Annotated in this window: 14 protein-coding genes and 1 pseudogene; 5 read left to right on the forward strand and 10 right to left on the reverse strand. The window is 73.9% G+C overall.

The genetic code is table 11. The features are described from left to right. A pseudogene (locus ACFV4P_RS35550) lies at nucleotides 1-578 on the forward strand (glycosyltransferase); the annotation flags it as partial. Between the two features lie 114 nt (nucleotides 579-692). On the opposite strand, the gene ACFV4P_RS35555 reads toward ACFV4P_RS35550, so the two are convergent. From ACFV4P_RS35555 to ACFV4P_RS35585, 7 genes are all read right to left on the reverse strand, one after another. Beyond that, complete coding sequence (locus ACFV4P_RS35555; protein ID WP_380477629.1) at nucleotides 693-944, reverse strand: hypothetical protein; 252 nt, start codon at nucleotides 942-944, stop codon at nucleotides 693-695. Further along, complete coding sequence (locus tag ACFV4P_RS35560) at nucleotides 941-1,306, reverse strand: hypothetical protein (RefSeq protein ID WP_380477630.1); 366 nt, start codon at nucleotides 1,304-1,306, stop codon at nucleotides 941-943. Before ACFV4P_RS35560 ends, ACFV4P_RS35555 begins: the two co-directional genes overlap by 4 nt. A gap of 109 nt (nucleotides 1,307-1,415) precedes the next feature. Next, nucleotides 1,416-3,542, reverse strand: coding sequence for a 3-hydroxyacyl-CoA dehydrogenase NAD-binding domain-containing protein (locus ACFV4P_RS35565; RefSeq protein WP_380477631.1), 2,127 nt, complete (start codon nucleotides 3,540-3,542; stop codon nucleotides 1,416-1,418). Between the two features lie 2 nt (nucleotides 3,543-3,544). Continuing rightward, nucleotides 3,545-4,762 (reverse strand): thiolase family protein, encoded by a 1,218-nt coding sequence (locus tag ACFV4P_RS35570; RefSeq protein WP_380477632.1) that lies wholly within the window; start codon nucleotides 4,760-4,762, stop codon nucleotides 3,545-3,547. Between the two features lie 161 nt (nucleotides 4,763-4,923). Beyond that, nucleotides 4,924-6,159, reverse strand: coding sequence for an HRDC domain-containing protein (locus ACFV4P_RS35575; protein ID WP_380477633.1), 1,236 nt, complete (start codon nucleotides 6,157-6,159; stop codon nucleotides 4,924-4,926). Nucleotides 6,160-6,349: 190 nt separating this feature from the next. Continuing rightward, a complete protein-coding gene (locus ACFV4P_RS35580; protein ID WP_380477634.1) occupies nucleotides 6,350-7,081 on the reverse strand; it encodes a LuxR C-terminal-related transcriptional regulator in 732 nt (243 codons plus the stop codon). Nucleotides 7,082-7,461: 380 nt separating this feature from the next. Beyond that, nucleotides 7,462-8,112 carry a DUF3000 domain-containing protein gene (locus ACFV4P_RS35585; protein WP_073814923.1) on the reverse strand — a complete coding sequence of 217 codons (651 nt, stop codon included), beginning with the start codon at nucleotides 8,110-8,112 and terminating at the stop codon, nucleotides 7,462-7,464. A 175-nt stretch (nucleotides 8,113-8,287) separates the two neighbouring features. On the opposite strand from ACFV4P_RS35585, the gene hemE reads away from it, so the two are divergent. After that, nucleotides 8,288-9,367 carry a uroporphyrinogen decarboxylase gene (gene hemE / locus ACFV4P_RS35590; protein WP_380477635.1) on the forward strand — a complete coding sequence of 360 codons (1,080 nt, stop codon included), beginning with the start codon at nucleotides 8,288-8,290 and terminating at the stop codon, nucleotides 9,365-9,367. Nucleotides 9,368-9,369: 2 nt separating this feature from the next. On the opposite strand, the gene ACFV4P_RS35595 is transcribed toward hemE, so the two are convergent. Beyond that, nucleotides 9,370-10,014 (reverse strand): response regulator, encoded by a 645-nt coding sequence (locus tag ACFV4P_RS35595; protein WP_380477636.1) that lies wholly within the window; start codon nucleotides 10,012-10,014, stop codon nucleotides 9,370-9,372. After that, nucleotides 10,014-11,282: a sensor domain-containing protein gene (locus tag ACFV4P_RS35600; protein WP_380477637.1), complete on the reverse strand. Its 1,269-nt coding sequence runs from the start codon at nucleotides 11,280-11,282 to the stop codon at nucleotides 10,014-10,016. The genes ACFV4P_RS35595 and ACFV4P_RS35600 overlap by 1 nt, the downstream gene beginning before the upstream one ends. A gap of 137 nt (nucleotides 11,283-11,419) precedes the next feature. Between ACFV4P_RS35600 and ACFV4P_RS35605 the strand changes: the two genes are divergently transcribed. After that, nucleotides 11,420-13,306, forward strand: a complete 1,887-nt coding sequence (locus ACFV4P_RS35605) for an ABC transporter permease (protein ID WP_380477638.1) — start codon at nucleotides 11,420-11,422, stop codon at nucleotides 13,304-13,306. Between the two features lie 916 nt (nucleotides 13,307-14,222). Here ACFV4P_RS35605 and ACFV4P_RS35610 read toward each other — a convergent pair. Further along, nucleotides 14,223-15,239, reverse strand: coding sequence for a DUF4349 domain-containing protein (locus ACFV4P_RS35610; protein ID WP_380477639.1), 1,017 nt, complete (start codon nucleotides 15,237-15,239; stop codon nucleotides 14,223-14,225). A 186-nt stretch (nucleotides 15,240-15,425) separates the two neighbouring features. Here ACFV4P_RS35610 and hemG point away from each other — a divergent pair, with 186 nt between their 5' ends. Further along, complete coding sequence (hemG, locus tag ACFV4P_RS35615) at nucleotides 15,426-16,826, forward strand: protoporphyrinogen oxidase (RefSeq protein WP_380477640.1); 1,401 nt, start codon at nucleotides 15,426-15,428, stop codon at nucleotides 16,824-16,826. After that, nucleotides 16,823-17,533 carry a hydrogen peroxide-dependent heme synthase gene (hemQ, locus tag ACFV4P_RS35620; protein WP_380477641.1) on the forward strand — a complete coding sequence of 237 codons (711 nt, stop codon included), beginning with the start codon at nucleotides 16,823-16,825 and terminating at the stop codon, nucleotides 17,531-17,533. Before hemG ends, hemQ begins: the two co-directional genes overlap by 4 nt. The last annotated feature ends 87 nt before the right edge of the window (nucleotides 17,534-17,620 follow it).

Raw genomic sequence — 17,620 nt, forward strand, 5'->3', positions numbered from 1 at the left:
CCTCCTCGGTGGTCGCCGTCTCGGTCGGCTTCCACTTCTTCGGCCACTACTACCTCCAGCTGATGCCCCCGCTGGTCCTGCTCGGCGTCGGAGCCGTCGCCACCTCCGCCGTCCCGTGGAAGCCCGTCCTGATCTACTCCACCCTCGCGTGCAGCTTCTTCTGGGGCCTCGCCGTCCTCTGGCCCGGCCAGCGCCTCACCCAGACCACCGAGGTCGCCACCGCGATCGCCGCCCAGACCACCCCGAAGGACACCGTCCTGATCTGGGGCATGCACCCCGAGCTCTACTGGCTCGCCGACCGGCGCCCCGCCACCCGCTACCTCACCGCCGGCTTCCTGACCAACTTCAGCGGCGGCAAGGGCGGCGAGAAGGTCGGCGAACAGTACTCCGTCGCCGAGGCCTGGCAGACCTTCGACGACGAGATCTCCACCAACGGCTTCCCCGAGGTCGTCGTCGACGACTCCGGCACCGCGCCCTACCAGCCCGACATGGTCCCCCGGATCGCCACCCTCCTCGACACCCACTACGAGGTGGTCGGCGCCACCGGAGACACCGTCATCTACCGCCTCAAGAAGTAGCCCCACCGACAGCCGCCACGAATCCCGCCAGCGCCGGTGCACCGGGTTCTCCGCCGTGGACCGACACCAACACCGGCCGACCCCCTCCACGCAGAAGCTCGGCAGCATACCGGGCTACACGCCGGTGACCTGGCAGACGTAGACGCGCTGTTGGCGGGGGACGACGAAGTAGACGAAGAAGCCGTTGGCGACGGTGGCTGTCCTCAGGCCCTCGCCCGGGCCCTGGTGGCCGGTGCCGTCGAGGTGGCGGGCTTCGGCGGCTCGGACCAATTCGTCGGCTCGCCGCTCGATCTCGGCGAGGAGAGCCGGAGGTGCTTCGGCGGCGACGTACTGCTCGTCCGGGTGGTACTCCCAGGACCAGGTCATCCGTTCACCGCCGCGTAGGCCCGGTTGAAGATCTCCAGGCTTTCGCGGACGGCTTCGTGCCAGCGGGGGTCGTGGCGGTCCAGGGTCTGTACGGCGTGCTCGGCCTCGCGCAGGCGGGCGGCGCTGCGGAGACTGCGGGCAACCTCGATGTGGGCGGCCCAGGTGTTGAGGAAGACCCGGAGGGGGGCGATGGAGCCGGCCCGGACGGCGAGGGCGAAGGCCTCGTCCTGTTGCTCCGCCATCTCCGGGAGCCGGTGCGGTGCGACGGCTGCCAGCGCTGCGCGGAGGGCGTCGGGGGTCTTCTCGGGACGCGGGATCAGCTCGTCGTCGTGGTACGCGGAGTGGTCGGGCTGCGCGGTCATCAAGTCCTCCCTGGGCCGACCCGGTCCAGCGTAGTCGCGAGAACGCCGACGGGCGGCACTCCCCGTCCCGGAGGAAGGGGGGTGCCGCCCGTCGGCGGAACGCTGTGCGTCAGGCGGGGACCGAAGCCAGGCCGGGGGCCAGGAACTTCTTGCCGTTGACGCGCTCGGAGACGCCCTCGCGGTCGAGGTACGGGGTGATGCCGCCGAGGTGGAAGGGCCAGCCGGCGCCGGTGATCATGCACAGGTCGATGTCCTGCGCCTCGCCGACGACGCCCTCGTCGAGCATCAGGCCGATCTCCTGAGCGACGGCGTCCAGGGCGCGGGCGCGGACCTGGTCCTCCGTCAGGACGGAGTCGCCGAAGGTGAGGAGGGCGAGGACCTCGGGGTCGAGGACCTGGGCGCCGTCCTGCCAGATGTAGAAGCCGCGCTTGCCGGCCTTGACGACCTTGCCGAGGTTCTCGGAGACGGTGAACCGCTCCGGGAACGCGCCGTGCAGGGTCTCGGAGACGTGCAGGGCGATGGCCGGGCCGACCAGTTCGAGCAGGGCGATCGGCGACATCGGCAGGCCGAGCGGCTTGACCGCGGCCTCGACGGTCTCGAACGAGGTGCCCTCGTCGATGATGTTCTGGATCTCGCCCATGAAGCGGGTCAGGATGCGGTTGACCACGAACGCCGGGGCGTCCTTGGTGAGCACCGCGGTCTTCTTCAGCTTCTTGGCGACACCGAACGCGGTGGCCAGCGAGGCGTCGTCGGTCTTCTCGGCCCGGACGATCTCCAGCAGCGGGAGGATCGCGACCGGGTTGAAGAAGTGGAAGCCGACCACGCGCTCCGGGTGCTGGAGCTTGGACGCCATCTCGGTGACCGACAGCGAGGAGGTGTTGGTGGCCAGGATGGTGGTCGGCGCGACCACCGCCTCCAGCTCCGCGAACACCTTCTGCTTGACGCCCATCTCCTCGAAGACGGCCTCGATGACGAAGTCCGCGTCGCCGAACGCGACGGCCTTGTCGAGGTGGCCGGAGACCAGGCCCTTGAGCTTGTTGGCCTTGTCGCCGCCGATGCGGCCCTTCGCCAGCAGCTTGTCGATCTCGCCGTGGACGTAGCCCACGCCCTTGTCGATGCGCTCCTGGTCGATGTCGGTGAGCACCACCGGCACCTCCAGGCGGCGCGCGAACAGCAGCGCCAGCTGGGAGGCCATCAGGCCGGCGCCGACGACGCCGACCTTGGTGACCGGGCGGGCCAGCGACTTGTCCGGCGCGCCGAACGGCTTCTTCGCGCGGCGCTGCACCAGGTTGAAGGCGTACAGGCCGGCGCGCAGCTCGCCGCTCATGATCAGGTCGGCCAGCGCGGCGTCCTCGGCGTCGAAGCCGGCCTGCAGGTCGCCGTCCTTGACCTGCTGGATGATGTCGAGCGCCTTGTACGCGGCCGGAGCGGCCCCGTGCACCTTGGCGTCGGCGACCCAGCGGCCCCACAGCACGGCGTCGTCCCACGCCTTGCCGCGGTCGAACTCCTCGCGCTCGACGACCACGTCGCCCTTGAGCACGCGAGCCGTCCACAGCAGCGACTGCTCCAGGAAGTCGGCCGGCTCGAAGATCGCGTCCGCGATCCCCAGCTCGAACACGTCCTTGCCCTTGAGCTGCTTGTTCTGGGCCATCGAGTTCTCGACAATGACCTTGACCGCCTTGGCCGGGCCGATCAGGTTCGGCAGCAGCGTGCAGCCGCCCCAGCCGGGCACCAGGCCGAGGAAGACCTCGGGCAGCGAGAACGCCGGGACGCCCGCGCTGACGGTGCGGTAGGAGCAGTGCAGGCCGACCTCGACGCCGCCGCCCATCGCCGCGCCGTTGTAGAACGCGAAGGACGGGACGGGCAGCGCGGCGATCCGCTTGAAGACGTCGTGGCCGCCCTTGCCGATGGCCAGCGCGTCCGAGTGCTCCTTGAGCACCTCGACGCCCTTGAGGTCGGCGCCGACGGCGAAGATGAACGGCTTGCCGGTGATCGCGACGGCGACCACCTTGCCCTCGGCGGCCTCGGCCTCGACCTGGTCCAGCGCCTCGGACAGCTTCGCCAGCGAACCCGGGCCGAAGGTGGTCGGCTTGGTGTGGTCGAAGCCGTTGTCCAGGGTGATCAGCGCCAGCTTGCCGGCCTGCAGCGGCAGGTCCAGGTGGCGCACGTGCGCGGTGGTGACGACCTCGCCGGGGAACAGTTCGGCGGCGCGCTGCAGCATCTCAGTGGTGCTCATGGTCACTTACCACCCTCGAAGTGCGGGTTCTCCCAGATGACGGTGCCGCCCATGCCGAAGCCGATGCACATGGTGGTCAGGCCGTAGCGGACGTCCGGGCGCTGCTCGAAGCGGCGGGCCAGCTGCGTCATCAGACGCACGCCGGAGGAGGCCAGCGGGTGGCCGAACGCGATCGCGCCGCCGTACGGGTTGACCCGCTCGTCGTCGTCCGCGATGCCGTAGTGGTCCAGGAACGCCAGCACCTGGACGGCGAACGCCTCATTGACCTCGAACGCGCCGATGTCGTCGATGGTCAGACCGGCCTTGGCCAGCGCCTTCTCGGTCGCCGGGACGGGACCGATGCCCATCACCTCGGGCTCGACGCCCGCGAACGCGTAGCTCACCAGGCGCATCTTGACCGGCAGGCCCAGCTCGCGGGCCACGTCCTCGGCGGCCAGCAGCGAGGCGGTCGCACCGTCGTTCAGGCCCGCCGCGTTGCCCGCGGTGATGTTGCCGTGCGGACGGAACGGGGTCTTCAGGGCGGCCAGCGACTCCATGGTGGTGCCCGGGCGCATCGGCTCGTCCGTGGTCGCCAGGCCCCAACCGGTCTCGCCGACCGCGGGGTTGGTGTTGCGGATCGCGATCGGCACCAGGTCCGGCTGGATGTCGCCGTTGGCGTACGCCTTCGCCGCCTTCTCCTGCGAGCGCACCGCGTACGCGTCGCAGCGCTCCTTCGTCAGGTGCGGGAAGCGGTCGTGCAGGTTCTCCGCGGTCATGCCCATGAACAGGGCGGACTCGTCGACCAGCTTCTCCGAGACGAACCGCGGGTTCGGGTCCACGCCCTCGCCCATCGGGTGCCGGCCCATGTGCTCCACGCCGCCGGCCACGACCACGTCGTAGGCGCCGAACGCGATGCCGCCCGCGGTGGCGGTGACGGCCGTCATCGCACCCGCGCACATCCGGTCGATCGAGTAGCCCGGAACGGACTTCGGCAGACCCGAGAGCAGCGCGGCGGTGCGGCCGATGGTCAGACCCTGGTCTCCGATCTGGGTGGTCGCCGCGACGGCGACCTCGTCGATCCGCTCGACCGGCAGGCTCGGGTTGCGGCGCACGAGCTCGCGGATGCACTTGACGACCAGGTCGTCCGCCCGCGTCTCGTGGTACATGCCCTTCGGGCCGGCCTTGCCGAACGGGGTGCGGACGCCGTCGACGAAGACGACGTCCCTCGCGGTACGAGGCACGGGGGCTCTCCTCCCAGGGGGATGGCGGGGCGAGCGCGCAAATCAGCGACGCTGCTACGCGACCAATCTACCCACGAGTAACAACGGTGGGCAAGGAGATGGAGGAGTGAGCGAGAACGCACTGCGAGTGTGCGCCCCTGCTTTCGCGCTCGCCTGCGCTGCTATCCCTCGGCCGTCCCGAACGCCTCCGCGAGCGCCGGAGCGACCAGTTCCGTCTGCCAGGCGCGGGCCCCCAGGGAGTGCAGTGCGTCGGCGATCGACGTCGCGTCCGGTCGGTCCGGCGGTTCCCAGGAGACGCGGCGGACCAGGTCGGGGGTGATCAGGTTCTCCGCGGGCAGGTGGTGCTGTTCGGCGAGGGCCGCGACGGCGGCCCTCGCGCCGGTGAGGCGGGCTGCGGCGATCGGGTCCTTCTCGGCCCAGGCGCGCGGCGGCGGCGGCCCGTCGTGCGGGGCGGTCGCGGAGGGCAGCGCGTTCTCCGGAATCTCCCGGGCCCGTTCGATCGCGCCCAGCCACTGTTCGAGCTGACGCCGGTTCACCCGGGGCCCGAAGCCCTGGACGGCGATCAGCGCGGGCGCGTTGAGCGGCATCGCGAGGGCCGCGTTGACGATCGCGGTGTCGGCCAGCACCCGGCCGGGGGAGACGTCGCGTTCGCGGGCGATCCGGTCGCGGGTCAGCCAGAGTTCGCGGACGACGGCGAGCTGCCGACGGCGGCGGACCTTGTGCAGCTGGGAGGTGCGCCGCCAGGGGTCGACCCGCGGGGCGGGGCGGGGTGCGGCGGCGAGGGCGGCGAACTCCTGGTGGGCCCAGTCGAGCTTGCCCTGCCGGTCGAGTTCGGTCTCCAGGGCGTCGCGCAGGTCGACCAGGACCTCGACGTCGAGCGCGGCGTAGCGCAGCCAGGGCTCGGGCAGCGGACGGGTGGACCAGTCGACGGCGGAGTGCTCCTTGGCCAGCGAGAGGCCGAGGACGTTCTCGGTCATCGGGCCGAGGCCGACCCGGGGGAAGCCGGCGAGCCGGCCGGCGAGTTCGGTGTCGAACAGCACGCCGGGGTGCATGCCGACGTCGAACAGGCAGGGCAGGTCCTGGGTGGCGGCGTGCACGACCCACTCGGTGTCGTGGATGGCCTCGTCCAGCGCGGAGAGGTCGGGGCAGGCGATCGGGTCGATCAGCGCGGTGCCCGCGCCGTTGCGGCGCAGCTGGATCAGGTAGGCGCGCTGGCCGTAGCGGTAGCCGGAGGCGCGTTCGGCGTCGACGGCGACGGGGCCGGTGCCGGTACGGAAGGCCGCGATGGTCGCGGCGAGCGCCTGAGGGTCCGACACCACCGGTGGGAGTCCGTCCCTGGGTTCGAGGAGCGGAACCGGGGCGGTCTCTTCGGGGATGGAGGCTACGGCGTCGGTCACCCCCCAAGGGTACGTCGTGTGCCGCCGCCGGGAGTGTTGTCCGACTGGTCGGACCATGTTCGGACCTCCGCCGGGCGGGGTCGGCGGGCCGGTCCGGGGGCCGCGGCGGCGGGTGACGGATCGTCGGCGGAGGGCACGGGAACGGCCCGGAGGAAACGTTCCTCCGGGCCGCCACCAGGGACGATGTGGGTCAGTGGATGATGCCGGTGCGCAGCGCCACCGCCACCATGCCGGCCCGGTCGCCCGTCCCGAGCTTGCGGGCGATGCGGGCGAGGTGGCTCTTCACGGTGAGGGCGGAGAGGCCCATCGCGACGCCGATCGCCTTGTTCGACTGGCCCTCGGCGACCAGCCGCAGCACTTCGACCTCACGGCCGGAGAGCTCGCGGTAGGCGGAGGGCTGCGCGCCGGGTGCACCGGGAGCGCCGGGGGCGCCGCCGGGCTGGCCGGGAGCGCCGTGCATGCCGGGGTGGTGGTGGCCGGGGATGCCGGGACGGCGCATCCGACCGGCCAGGCCGGCGCCGATCGGCAGTCCGGGACGGCCGGGCAACGGCATGCTGGTGCGGGTGCCGGTGACCACGTATCCCTTGACGCCGCCGGCCAGGGCCGAGCGGACCGCGCCGATGTCGTCGGCGGCGGACAGCGCCAGGCCGTTCGGCCAGCCCGCGGCGCGGGTCTCGGCCAGGACGGTCAGGCCGGAGCCGTCGGGGAGGTGGACATCGGCGATGCAGATGTCGCGGGGGTTGGAGATCCGGGGCCGGGCCTCGGCGATCGAGGAGACCTCGATGACGTCGCGGACACCGAGCGCCCATAGATGCCGGGTCACCGTGTTCCGGACCCGGGGATCAGCGATGACCACCATGGCGGTGGGCTTCGTCGGACGGTAGGCGACCACGTTTGCGGGGTGCTCAAGAAGGACCGACACCTGAGGCCTCCTGCGGGGGAGTGGCGGACGGAACCCCGAGGGGGCGGTCGGAGTGTTCCGCGTCTGGAAAGGGTCACTGACACCTTCGGCATCAACCGTGACCGGCTTTAGCGGGTGATCACGATCTGGTGAGTAACAATACGGACAAATCGCGCAGACGACCGGTAGGACGTGCCCGGAAATCGCACGGATTCGATCGTTTCCGGCGACACGACGATCGGGAACGGTCGGGTAATTGACCGGGAGCGTCTACGAAGTCACACTCCGTCAGCCCTGCGGGTGGTCGCCGGTCCAAGGCGTGCGACTGTCCCCCGGGGTGTCTACGGGGTGCGGACAGCCGTGCGAGCGGCGAAGTGGAAAAAAGGGGTGCCGGGCGGAGGTCAGTGCGGGTTGCGCGGACGACGGCGGGCCGGCATCGGCACCACGCCGCCCAGTCCGCCGGACTCGGCGGCCGGCGCCGCCGACGGGGCGGGCGGCAGCCCGGCGCACACGCACAGCAGGTCGGCCCAGGCGGCCAGGTGCCGCTCGAAGCGGCCGTCGGCGGGCGTCCAGGACGCGCGCAGCTCGATCTCGGTGGAGGCGCCGCGTTCGGCCAGCGCCCCGAAGTACTGCGAGTGGCACCTGGTCACGGTGCCGCTGGGCTCCGCGAACCCGGCGCCGTGCGCCTGCAGGGCGTCCACCAGCCAGCTCCAGCCGACCTCGGACAGCAGCGGGTCGCCCGCCATCTCCGGCTCCAGCTCGGCCCGGGTCATGGTGACCACGCGGAAGTCCCCGTTCCAGGCCTCCGGCGCGGACGGGTCGTGCAGCAGGACGAGGGTGCCGTCGGCCAGCTCCTCGCCGTCCACCTCGACCGAGGCAGAGAGTGCGAAGGTGTGCGGGGCCAGTCGGCGGGGGGCGGGCTGGGGGGACAGCCGTACCTCGGGGCGCAGCCGCGCCCCGGTCAGCGCCTCGACCGCCTCGCGGAACTCGATCGGCGCCGACTCCCTGCCCGTTCCTCCACCCTGTGCGGATTGCCCGCCGACCGCTGCCATGTCCGGAAGCCTAGGTGGCGCGGGCGCGCAATCCGAGCACTTTCGTTCCTCCGGCGTGCCGAAATTCCGGAAATCGGCCGGGCCGGGACCGCTCTGTGCACCACGGGTGTCCGAGCTGTCCGTTTTGCCTGGTCGGCGGCCGGGGCGGGAGTGGCCGCGTGCGAGGATGTGACGCGTGAGTGAGACCCCCGCAGCCCAGTCCGGTCAGCGGCCCCGCGGCGCCGCGTACGACTCCGTCTTCCTGCGCGCCGCCCGCAACGAGCCGGTGCCGTACACCCCCGTGTGGTTCATGCGGCAGGCCGGCCGCTCGCTGCCCGAGTACCTGAAGGTGCGCGAGGGCGTCCCGATGCTCGACGCCTGTATGCGGCCCGAGCTGGTCAAGGAGATCACCCTGCAGCCGGTGCGCCGGCACAAGGTGGACGCGGCGATCTTCTTCTCCGACATCGTGGTCCCGCTCAAGGCGGTCGGCATCGACGTGGAGATCAAGGGCGGCGTCGGTCCGGTCATCGCCGACCCGATCCGCACCAAGGCCGACCTGCAGCGGCTGCGTCCGCTGGAGCCGGACGACATGCCGTACATCACCGAGGCGGTCGGCGCGCTGGTCGAGGAGCTCGGCGCCACCCCGCTGATCGGCTTCGCCGGTGCGCCGTTCACGCTGGCGAGCTACCTGATCGAGGGCGGCCCGTCGAAGTCGTACGAGAACACCAAGGCGATGATGTACGGCGAGCCCGAGCTGTGGGCGGAGCTCGTCGACCGGCTCGCGCAGATCACCTCGGCGTTCCTGAAGATCCAGATCGAGGCGGGCGCCTCGGCGATCCAGCTGTTCGACTCCTGGGCGGGTGCGCTCGCCCCGGACGAGTACCGCCGCTCGGTGATGCCCGCCAGCGCCAAGGTGTTCGACGCGGTCGCGCCGTACGGGGTGCCGCGGATCCACTTCGGCGTCAACACCGGTGAACTGCTCGGCCTGATGGGCCAGGCCGGCGCGGACATCGTCGGCGTCGACTGGCGGGTCCCGCTGGACGAGGCCGCCAACCGGGTCGGCCCCGGCAAGGGCCTGCAGGGCAACCTCGACCCGGCCGTGCTGTACGCGCCCACCCACGTGGTGGAGACCAAGGCCCGCGAGGTGCTGCACGCCGCCCAGGCGCTCGGCGGCAGCCACCACATCTTCAACCTCGGCCACGGCGTCATGCCGACCATGGACCCGGACGCGCTGACCCGCCTGGTCGCCTTCGTCCACGAGGCCAGCGCCCGCTGACCTCAGGCCCGTTCGTCGCCGCCGAGGAACGCCAGCACCGCCAGGACCCGGCGGTGGGTGTCCTCGGCGGGCGGCAGGTCGAGCTTCAGCAGGATGTTGCCGATGTGCTTGGCCACCGCCGCCTCCGACACCACCAGCCGGCGGCAGATCTCCGCGTTCGAGCAGCCCCGGGCCATCAGCTCCAGCACCTCCCGCTCCCGGGGCGTCAGCCGCTCCAGCGGGTCCCGGCGGCGGGCCAGCAGCCGGCGCACCACCTCCGGGTCCACCACGGTGCCGCCGGACGCCACCGTGTGCAGCGCGTCCAGGAACTCCTCGACGTGGCCGACCCGGTCCTTCAGCAGGTAGCCCACGCCCGAGCCGTCGCCGCCCGCCAGCAGCTCCGCCGCGTACGAGCGCTGCACGTACTGGCTGAGCACCAGCACCGGCAGCCCCGGCCGTTCGGTGCGCAGCGCGATCGCCGCGCGCAGGCCCTCCTCGGCCAGGCCCGGCGGCATCCGGACGTCGGTGACCACCAGGTCGGGCCGGTGCTCGGCGACCGCCGCCAGCAGTGATGGGGCGTCACCGACGGCCGCCGACACGGTGTGGCCGAAACGTTCCAGCAGGCCCACCAGGCCCTCCCGCAGCAGGACGGAGTCCTCGGCCAGCACTAGGCGGAGCGGACGTCGGGCAGCAGGGGGCACGGAATCTCCACACGCAGCAGGGTCGGCCCGCCGGGCGGGCTGCTGACGGACAGTCTGCCGTCCACCACCGCGACCCGGTCCGCCAAGCCCGTCAACCCCGTGCCCCGGGACGGGTCCGCGCCGCCCCGGCCGTCGTCGGAGACCTCCAGCACCAGCAGCCCGCCCTCGCGGCGGCCCGCCACCCGGGCCCGGGACGCGCCGCTGTGCCGGGCCGCGTTCGTCAGCGCCTCGCACACCGCGAACCAGCCCGCGGACTCCACGGCCGCCGGCAGCCGGCCCGGCAGGGCGACGTCCACGTCCACCGGGAGCGGCGAACGGTCCGCCAGATCCGCGCAGGCGTCCGGCAGTCCGCGGTCGGCCAGCACCCGCGGGTGGATGCCGTGGATCAGCTCGCGCAGCTCCGCGAGCGCCCGGTCCGCCTCGGCGTGCGCCGCCGCCAGCCGCTCCCGCAGCGGGCCGTCCGGCGGGGCGTCCAGCCGGGCCAGGCCGAGCGCCATCGACAGCGCCACCAGCCGCTGCTGCGCACCGTCGTGCAGGTCGCGTTCGATCCGGCGGCGCTCCGCCTCGAAGGCGTCCACCAGCCGGGCCCGCGAACGCACCAGCTCGCCGACCCGTTCCTGAGCGCCCGTCAGCATCCGCACCAGCGCCGCCCGGGCGCCCGCCAGCACCGTCAGCGGGTACCCGGCGGCGGGCAGCAGCACCGCGCCCGCCGCCGCCAGCGCCCACGCCGGGCCGGGGGAGTCCACCTGCGCCACCTTCAGCACGTTCACCTGCTCGCCGTCCCACGCCAGCAGCAGCGGCGTGGCCAGCAGGGCGACCGGCGCCAGCGCGCCCGCCACCGCCAGCAGGTCCAGCGGCCACAGCAGGAACGCCGACAGCACCGCGCTGCCCGACTCCCGCCAGGTCGCGCCCTCCGCGAGGCGGGTGCGCAGCCACGACCGGACGCCCGGGGCGTCCGGCAGCCGGTGCGGATCGTCCGGCGGCGCGCCCATCAGCCGCAGCAGCCGCCGCTCCCACGCCCCGAACGGCAACCCCGCCAGCGGCAGCGCCAGCACCAGCGGCAGGCCCACCAGCAGCAGCGACAGCGCCGCGCCGGCCACCGTCCAGACCAGCAGCAGCACGCACAGCAGCAGCCCCGACACCCCGCTCACCAGCAGGTACGCCACCGAGCGCCACGGCCAGGCCGTCCGCAGGAAGCCCGGCCGGCGCAGCGCCTGCCAGCAGTCCGTCGCCATCCGGTGCCCCCTCGTCGTCGCCGGTCCGCGACACCATAGGGCCCGGCCCCGGGGCGGCGCGGTGGAGCGGGCTCTACCTTTCGGGGTGGGGCTGGCGTGGCTGTGCCCACCGGCCCGGACGGGTTGGCTGACGGAGCATGACGACCGGAATGCTCAGGATCGCCACCCGCTCCCTGCGGGCCGGCGGGCCCGCCCTGCTCGCCCCCTTCACCGCCCTCGCCCTCGGCGTCGCGCTGATGGCCACCACCCTGCTCGGCCTCGTCGCGAGCACCGCGCTGCCGCCCGGCGACGAGCGGACGGCGCTGATCGCGCAGCTCGGGACCGGCTGCGGGGTCGCCGTGTTCACCGCCGGGTTCGTGGTGGCCTCCACCTACGCGTACGCCGTCGCCCGGCGACGACGCGAACTCGGCCTGCTCCGGCTGGCCGGCGCCACCCGCGGCCAGGTGCGGCGCAGCGTGCTCGGCGAGGCCGCGCTGCTCGGACTGCTCGCCGCCTCGGCCGGCGCCGCGCTGGCCCGGGGCGGTGTTCCGCTGTTCGCCCGGCTGCTGACCGCCGCCGACCTCGCCCCCGCGGGCTTCCGGATCGGCACGCCCGCCTGGCCGCTGGTCACCGCGTTCTGCACCGGCCCGCTGGTCGCCGTCACCGCCGTCGCGATCGCCGCCCGGCGGGCCGGCCGGGTCCGTCCGCTGGAGGCGCTGCGCGAAGCCGACGTCGACACCCGGGTGATGACCCCCGGCCGGTGGCTGTGCGGCCTCGCCCTGCTCGGCACCTCCGCCGTGCTCACCGGCACCGCGCTGATCGGCGACCCCGCCGACCTGCTGCACCGCAAGACGTACACCCTCCAGCCGATGGTGCTGATCACCGCCGCCGCCCTGCTCGCCCCCGCCCTGGCCCGGCCGCTGCTGCGCCTGCTCACCGCCCGCCGCGGCCGGGTGACGGGACGGCTGGTGCGCGGCGGCGCGCTCACCGGCGTGCGCCGGACCGGGGCGATCACCGCGCCCGTCCTGCTGTCCGTCGCCCTCGCCGGCTCGCTGACCGGCGCCCCCGCGACCGTCGCCGCCGCCCGCGCCGCCGAGGCCCGCGAACGCACCGCCGCCGAGCAGGTGCTGACGCCCCGGGACGGCGACGGCGACGCACTGGCCGCCGCGCTGCGCGACGCCCTGCCCGGCGCGGTGGTCTCGGCGACCGCCACCGCCGGGCTGTCCGTCGTCGAGCCGGACGGCACCGCCGTGCGCACCGAGGCCCGGGCCGTCGCCGACCCCGGCGCGCTGACCGCCCTCACCCGGCTCCCGGTGGCGGCCGGCTCCGTCACCGCGCTCGACGACGACAGCCTGGTGCTCGCCGAGGAGTGGGGGCACCCGGCCGTCGGCGACCGCGTGCCGGTGGTGCTCGCCGACGGCACCCGCCGCACCCTGCGGGTCGCCGCCGTCCTGCGCGACGGCACCGGCGACAACCCCGTCTACCTCACCCCGCGCAACGCCCCCGGCGCGCACACCGACCGGATCGACCTGACGCCCGCCCCCGGCGTCGGGACCGAGGACCGCCTGCGGGCCGTCGCCCACGCACACGGCGCGACCCTCGCCACCCGCGCCGAATGGCTCGCCGCGCACGACCCGACCGACGACCCGAAACGCCTCCGGCGGATCGCGGGCGTCCTCGGCCTCGCCCTGCTCTACACCGCGATCGCCCTCGCCCACGCCGCCCTCACCACCACCGCCGACCGCCGCCGCGAACTCGCCCAACTCCGCCTCGCCGGCGCCACCCGCGCCCAGACAGTCCGCCTGGTCGCCACCGAGACCTTCACCGTGGTCGTGACGGGCGCCCTGCTCGGCACCCTCGTCACGGCCGCCGGGCTCGCCGCCATGCAGACCGCCCTGCGCCTGCTCGGCACCACCGGACCGCTCGTCGTCCCGTGGGGCGCTCTGGGCGCAACGGCCCTGCTGTGTACGGCGATCGCCGTCCCGTGCGCGAGCACGGCCGCGGCCTTCGCGGTACGGGCCCGGCCGGTCACGGCGCTGCGCTGAGCGAGGGGGGCGACGTGGGGGCGAGCAGGCGTGGGCGTTGAGACGTGGGCTCGGTGCTGCGGCCATGCTGCGCGGGGCGGTGGGCTGTGGCGGTGTGTTGTCGGGTGGGCCCGGGGGCGAGGTGGCTGTGGTGCTGTGGACCTGCCGACCGGTGGCGCGGCGCGGGCCTGGCCAGTGCGGCCACGCCGCGCGGGCCTCGGCCGTTCACGATGCTGCGCCGGGGTGGCGGCTGGGTCCCCTTGCCTGTGGCCACGCTGCGCGGGCCGATCGCGGTACGGCCGGGACTCTGACGTGGGCTCGGTGCTGCGGCCACGCTGCGCGGGGGCGGGGGGCTGTGGCGGTGTGTGTCGGGTGGGCCCGGGAGCGAGGTGGCTGTGGTGCTGTGGACCCACCGGCCGTCGGTGTGCGGTGGGGTGTCGCGCGGGCTTGGCCAGTGCGGCCACGCTGCGCGGGCCTCGGCCGTTCACGATGCTGCGCCGGGGCCGGGTTTCTTTGCCTGTGGCCACGCTGCGCGGGCCGATCGCGCTACGGCCGGGACTCTGGTGCGGGCCTGGCCAGTGCGGCCACGATGCGCGGGCCTCGGCCGTTCACGATGCTGCGCCGGGGCCGGGTTTCTTTGCCTGTGGCCACGCTGCGCGGGCCGATCGCGGTACGGCCGGGACTCTGGTGCGGGCCTGGCCAGTGCGGCCACGCTGCGCGGGCCTCGGCCGTTCACGATGCTGCGCCGGGGCCGGGTTCCTTTGCCTGTGGCCACGCTGCGCGGGCCGATCGCGGTACGGCCGGGACTCTGGCGCGGGCCTGGCCGCTGCGGCCACGCTGCGCGGGCCCCGGCCGGTCGTGGTGCTGTCCTCCGTTGCCTGCGGCCGGACCAGGTGGGCCCGGCCGCAGGTGGTGTGCGGCCGAGCCCTGTGGAGTGTCAGTCCTCCGGGGTGGTGGTCGGGGGGTGCTGGGGTGGGGCGGGGAAGCCGGGGCCGGCGGGGGTGGGGCGGGGCCGGTGGGGGCGGGTGCGGCGGTGACGGTGGAGGAGCCAGACGAGGGGGGCCAGGACGAGGAGGAACGGCGCGCCGGCGGCCAGGACGGTGAGAAGGAAGCGCAGAACGGTCAGCAGGGCGTGCCAGCCGCCGGCGAGGGCGTCGGTGACGGAGGCCCAGAAGCCGTCGTCCTTGTGCTTGACGACCGCGCCGGTGGGGCGCCGGTCGTCGGTCATCAGGTCGAGGGTGACGGTGGAGAGGGAGGTACGCGAGGACAGCTCCTGCTGCTGGCGTTCGAGCGCCTCCAGGTCGGACTCGCGGCGGGTCAACTCGCTTTCCAGGGACACCACTTCGCTGAGCGACTTGGCATCCGCCATCAGCGCCCGGACCCGGTCCACGCTGGCCCGCATCGACTTGACGCGGCTGTCGACGTCGGCGATCTGCCCGGTCAGGTCGTCGGCCTGGCTGGTGAGGGCGAGCCGCTGTCCGAGGCCGCCGAGCGCCTCCAGGACGCCCTGGTACGCATCGGCGGGCACCTTCAGCGTCAGCGTGGCCTGCGCGCCGTCGCCCGCGCCGCGGCGGCTCTCGCTGCCGACGTAGCCGCCCGCCTTCAGGGCCACGTCGACGGCCTTGTCGCGGGCCGGTTCCAGGTCGCCCACCTTGACGGTCATCCGGGCCTGGTAGGCGATCTGTCGATTCGTCGGCTGCCCGGACGGACCGGCCGACGGCGGTGCGGTCGCACCGCCCGCCCCCGCGCCGCCCGTTCCTGCTGCGCTGCCCGCCCCCGCGCCGCCCGCCCCCACTGCGCCTGCCGCCTTGGCGTCGGCCGGCGCGACCGCCGGCACCCCGTTGTCGGCCTTGCCCGCAGACGCGGCGCTGCCGCCGCTCGCACTGCACCCGGCCAGCAGCAGCACCGCCGCCAAGGCGCCGGCCGCCCCCGCGCTGCGCACCCGTACTCGCATCCTGTGTTCCCTCCCCGTGTGGCGGGGCGGGCCGCTCGCCCGCCCCCTTCGGCACTGTGACGCGCGGGCCCGCGGATCGGACCCGCCTCGGCGGTACCGGATGGATCACGCCTAGGCCTCATGCCGGTCTCGGCCCCCGCGTGGGCCGGTGCGGGATCCGGGATAAGGGCTGGAAGACTTCGGGACATGGCGAAACCTCACGTCGTGGTGATCGGTGGCGGCATCGCGGGCCTGGCCGCGGCCGCCTTCCTCAGTGACCGGCCGGTGCGGGTCACCGTGCTGGAGGCGTCCGACCGCTTCGGCGGCAAACTGCGCGGCGGGGAGGTCGGCGGCGTCCGGGTCGACCTCGGCGCGGAATCGATGCTGGCCCGCCGGCCCGAGGCCGTCGAGCTGGCCCGGAAGGTCGGCCTCGGCGAGCGGCTGGAGCCGCCCACCACCGCCAAGGCGTCGATCTGGACCCGCGAGGGCCTGCGTCCGATGCCCGGCGGCCAGCTGATGGGCGTGCCCGGCGACCTGGACGCGCTGAAGGCGTCCGGTGTGCTCACCCCCGAAGGCCTGGAGCGGGCCGCGAACGAGCAGCCCGCCGAGATCGGCGAGGACGCCGCGATCGGCGGCTACATCGCCGCCCGGCTCGGCCGCGAGGTGGTCGACCGGCTGGTCGAGCCGCTGCTCGGCGGCGTGTACGCCGGGCACGCCGACGAGATCTCGATCCGCGCCGCCGTCCCACAGCTGCTGGCGTTGGCACAGCGCGACGGCTCGCTGACCGAGGCCGTCCGCGAGCTCACCGGCCGCTCCACCGCCGCCGGCCCGGTCTTCCAGGGCCTGCGCGGCGGTCTCGGCACCTTCCCCGAGGCGATCGCCGCCCACGACCGCGCGCACGGCGCGGAACTGCTCACCGACCACCCCGTCGAGGCGCTGCACCGCACCCCCGACGGCTGGCAGATCACCACCGCCGGACGGCAGTTGCACGCCGACGCCGTGGTGCTGGCCGTCCCCGCGCCGCACGCCGCCGCGCTGCTCGCCGCCGACGCGCCCGCCGCCGCGGCCGAGCTGCGGGAGATCGAGTACGCCTCGATGGCGCTGGTCACGCTGGCCTTCCGGCGCGCCGACCTGGCGGACAGCCCGCTCACCGGCAGCGGCTTCCTGGTGCCGCCGGTGGACCGCCGCACCATCAAGGCGTCCACCTTCTCCAGCAACAAGTGGGGCTGGCTGGAACGCTCCGCGCCCGACGCCTTTCTGCTGCGCACCTCGCTCGGCCGGCACCGCGAGGCCGCCGCGCTGCAGTTGGACGACGCCGAACTGGTCGCCCGCTCGCTGGCCGACCTGCACGCCGCCGTCGGCCTGACCGCCACCCCGTACGACCACGCCGTCGCCCGCTGGACCGACGGTCTGCCGCAGTACCCGGTCGGGCACCTGGACCGGGTCGCCCGGATCCGCGCCCGGCTGGACGAGCTCGGCGCGATCGCCGTCTGCGGCGCCGCCTACGACGGCGTCGGCATTCCCGCCGTCGTCGCCGGCGCCCGCCGGGCCGCCGAGGTGCACCCCGTCATCGGAACCACCCGCACAGAAGGGACAATGGGCTCATGACCGAAAGCACTGAGCAGCCCGTGAAGAAGAAGGCCCGCGACCTCAACCAGGTCATCCGCTACACCATGTGGTCGGTGTTCAAGCTGAAGGACGGCCTCCCCGAGGACCGTTCCGCCCTGGTCGCCGAGGTGGACGCCCTCTTCGAGCAGCTCTCCGCCAAGGACGTCACCATCCGCGGCACCTACGACGTGTCCGGCCTGCGCGCCGACGCCGACCTGATGATCTGGTGGCACGCCGAGAACTCGGACGACCTGCAGGAGGCGTACAACCGCTTCCGCCGCACCGAGCTGGGCCGCCGCATGGAGCCGGTCTGGTCGAACATGGCGCTGCACCGCCCGGCCGAGTTCAACAAGTCGCACATCCCGGCGTTCCTCGCCGACGAGCGTGCGCGCGAGTACGTGTGCGTCTACCCGTTCGTCCGCTCCTACGAGTGGTACCTGCTCCCCGACGAGGAGCGCCGGGCGATGCTGTCCGAGCACGGGCAGATGGCCCGCGGCTACCCGGACGTGCGCGCCAACACCGTCGCCTCGTTCGCGCTCGGCGACTACGAGTGGCTGCTGGCCTTCGAGGCCGACGAGCTGCACCGGATCGTCGACCTGATGCGCGACCTGCGCCCGTCCCGCGCGCGGCTGCACGTGCGCGAGGAGGTGCCGTTCTTCACCGGCCGCCGCAAGTCGGTCGGCGACCTGGTCGCCGGACTGTTCTGAGCCGACACACCGACAGCCCCCCCCCCGCGAAGACACGACCGCGCGGCGCCGTGGTTGTTGGGGGGGGGGTTGGAGTTAAAAAAAAAA

Origin of the sequence: Kitasatospora sp. NPDC059795 (assembly GCF_042732175.1) — a bacterium.
In the GTDB taxonomy this organism is placed as follows: Bacteria; Actinomycetota; Actinomycetes; order Streptomycetales; family Streptomycetaceae; genus Kitasatospora.

Excerpts from the sequence above, each read along its gene's own strand:
- hemQ (WP_380477641.1), top strand. The coding sequence starts at position 16,823 with ATGACCGAAAGCACTGAGCAGCCCGTGAAGAAGAAGGCCCGCGACCTC.
- ACFV4P_RS35600 (WP_380477637.1), bottom strand. The coding sequence starts at position 11,282 with ATGGCGACGGACTGCTGGCAGGCGCTGCGCCGGCCGGGCTTCCTGCGG.
- ACFV4P_RS35610 (WP_380477639.1), bottom strand. The coding sequence starts at position 15,239 with ATGCGAGTACGGGTGCGCAGCGCGGGGGCGGCCGGCGCCTTGGCGGCG.
- hemG (WP_380477640.1), top strand. The coding sequence starts at position 15,426 with ATGGCGAAACCTCACGTCGTGGTGATCGGTGGCGGCATCGCGGGCCTG.
- ACFV4P_RS35555 (WP_380477629.1), bottom strand. The coding sequence starts at position 944 with ATGACCTGGTCCTGGGAGTACCACCCGGACGAGCAGTACGTCGCCGCC.
- ACFV4P_RS35560 (WP_380477630.1), bottom strand. The coding sequence starts at position 1,306 with ATGACCGCGCAGCCCGACCACTCCGCGTACCACGACGACGAGCTGATC.
- ACFV4P_RS35605 (WP_380477638.1), top strand. The coding sequence starts at position 11,420 with ATGACGACCGGAATGCTCAGGATCGCCACCCGCTCCCTGCGGGCCGGC.
- ACFV4P_RS35585 (WP_073814923.1), bottom strand. The coding sequence starts at position 8,112 with ATGGCAGCGGTCGGCGGGCAATCCGCACAGGGTGGAGGAACGGGCAGG.
- ACFV4P_RS35565 (WP_380477631.1), bottom strand. The coding sequence starts at position 3,542 with ATGAGCACCACTGAGATGCTGCAGCGCGCCGCCGAACTGTTCCCCGGC.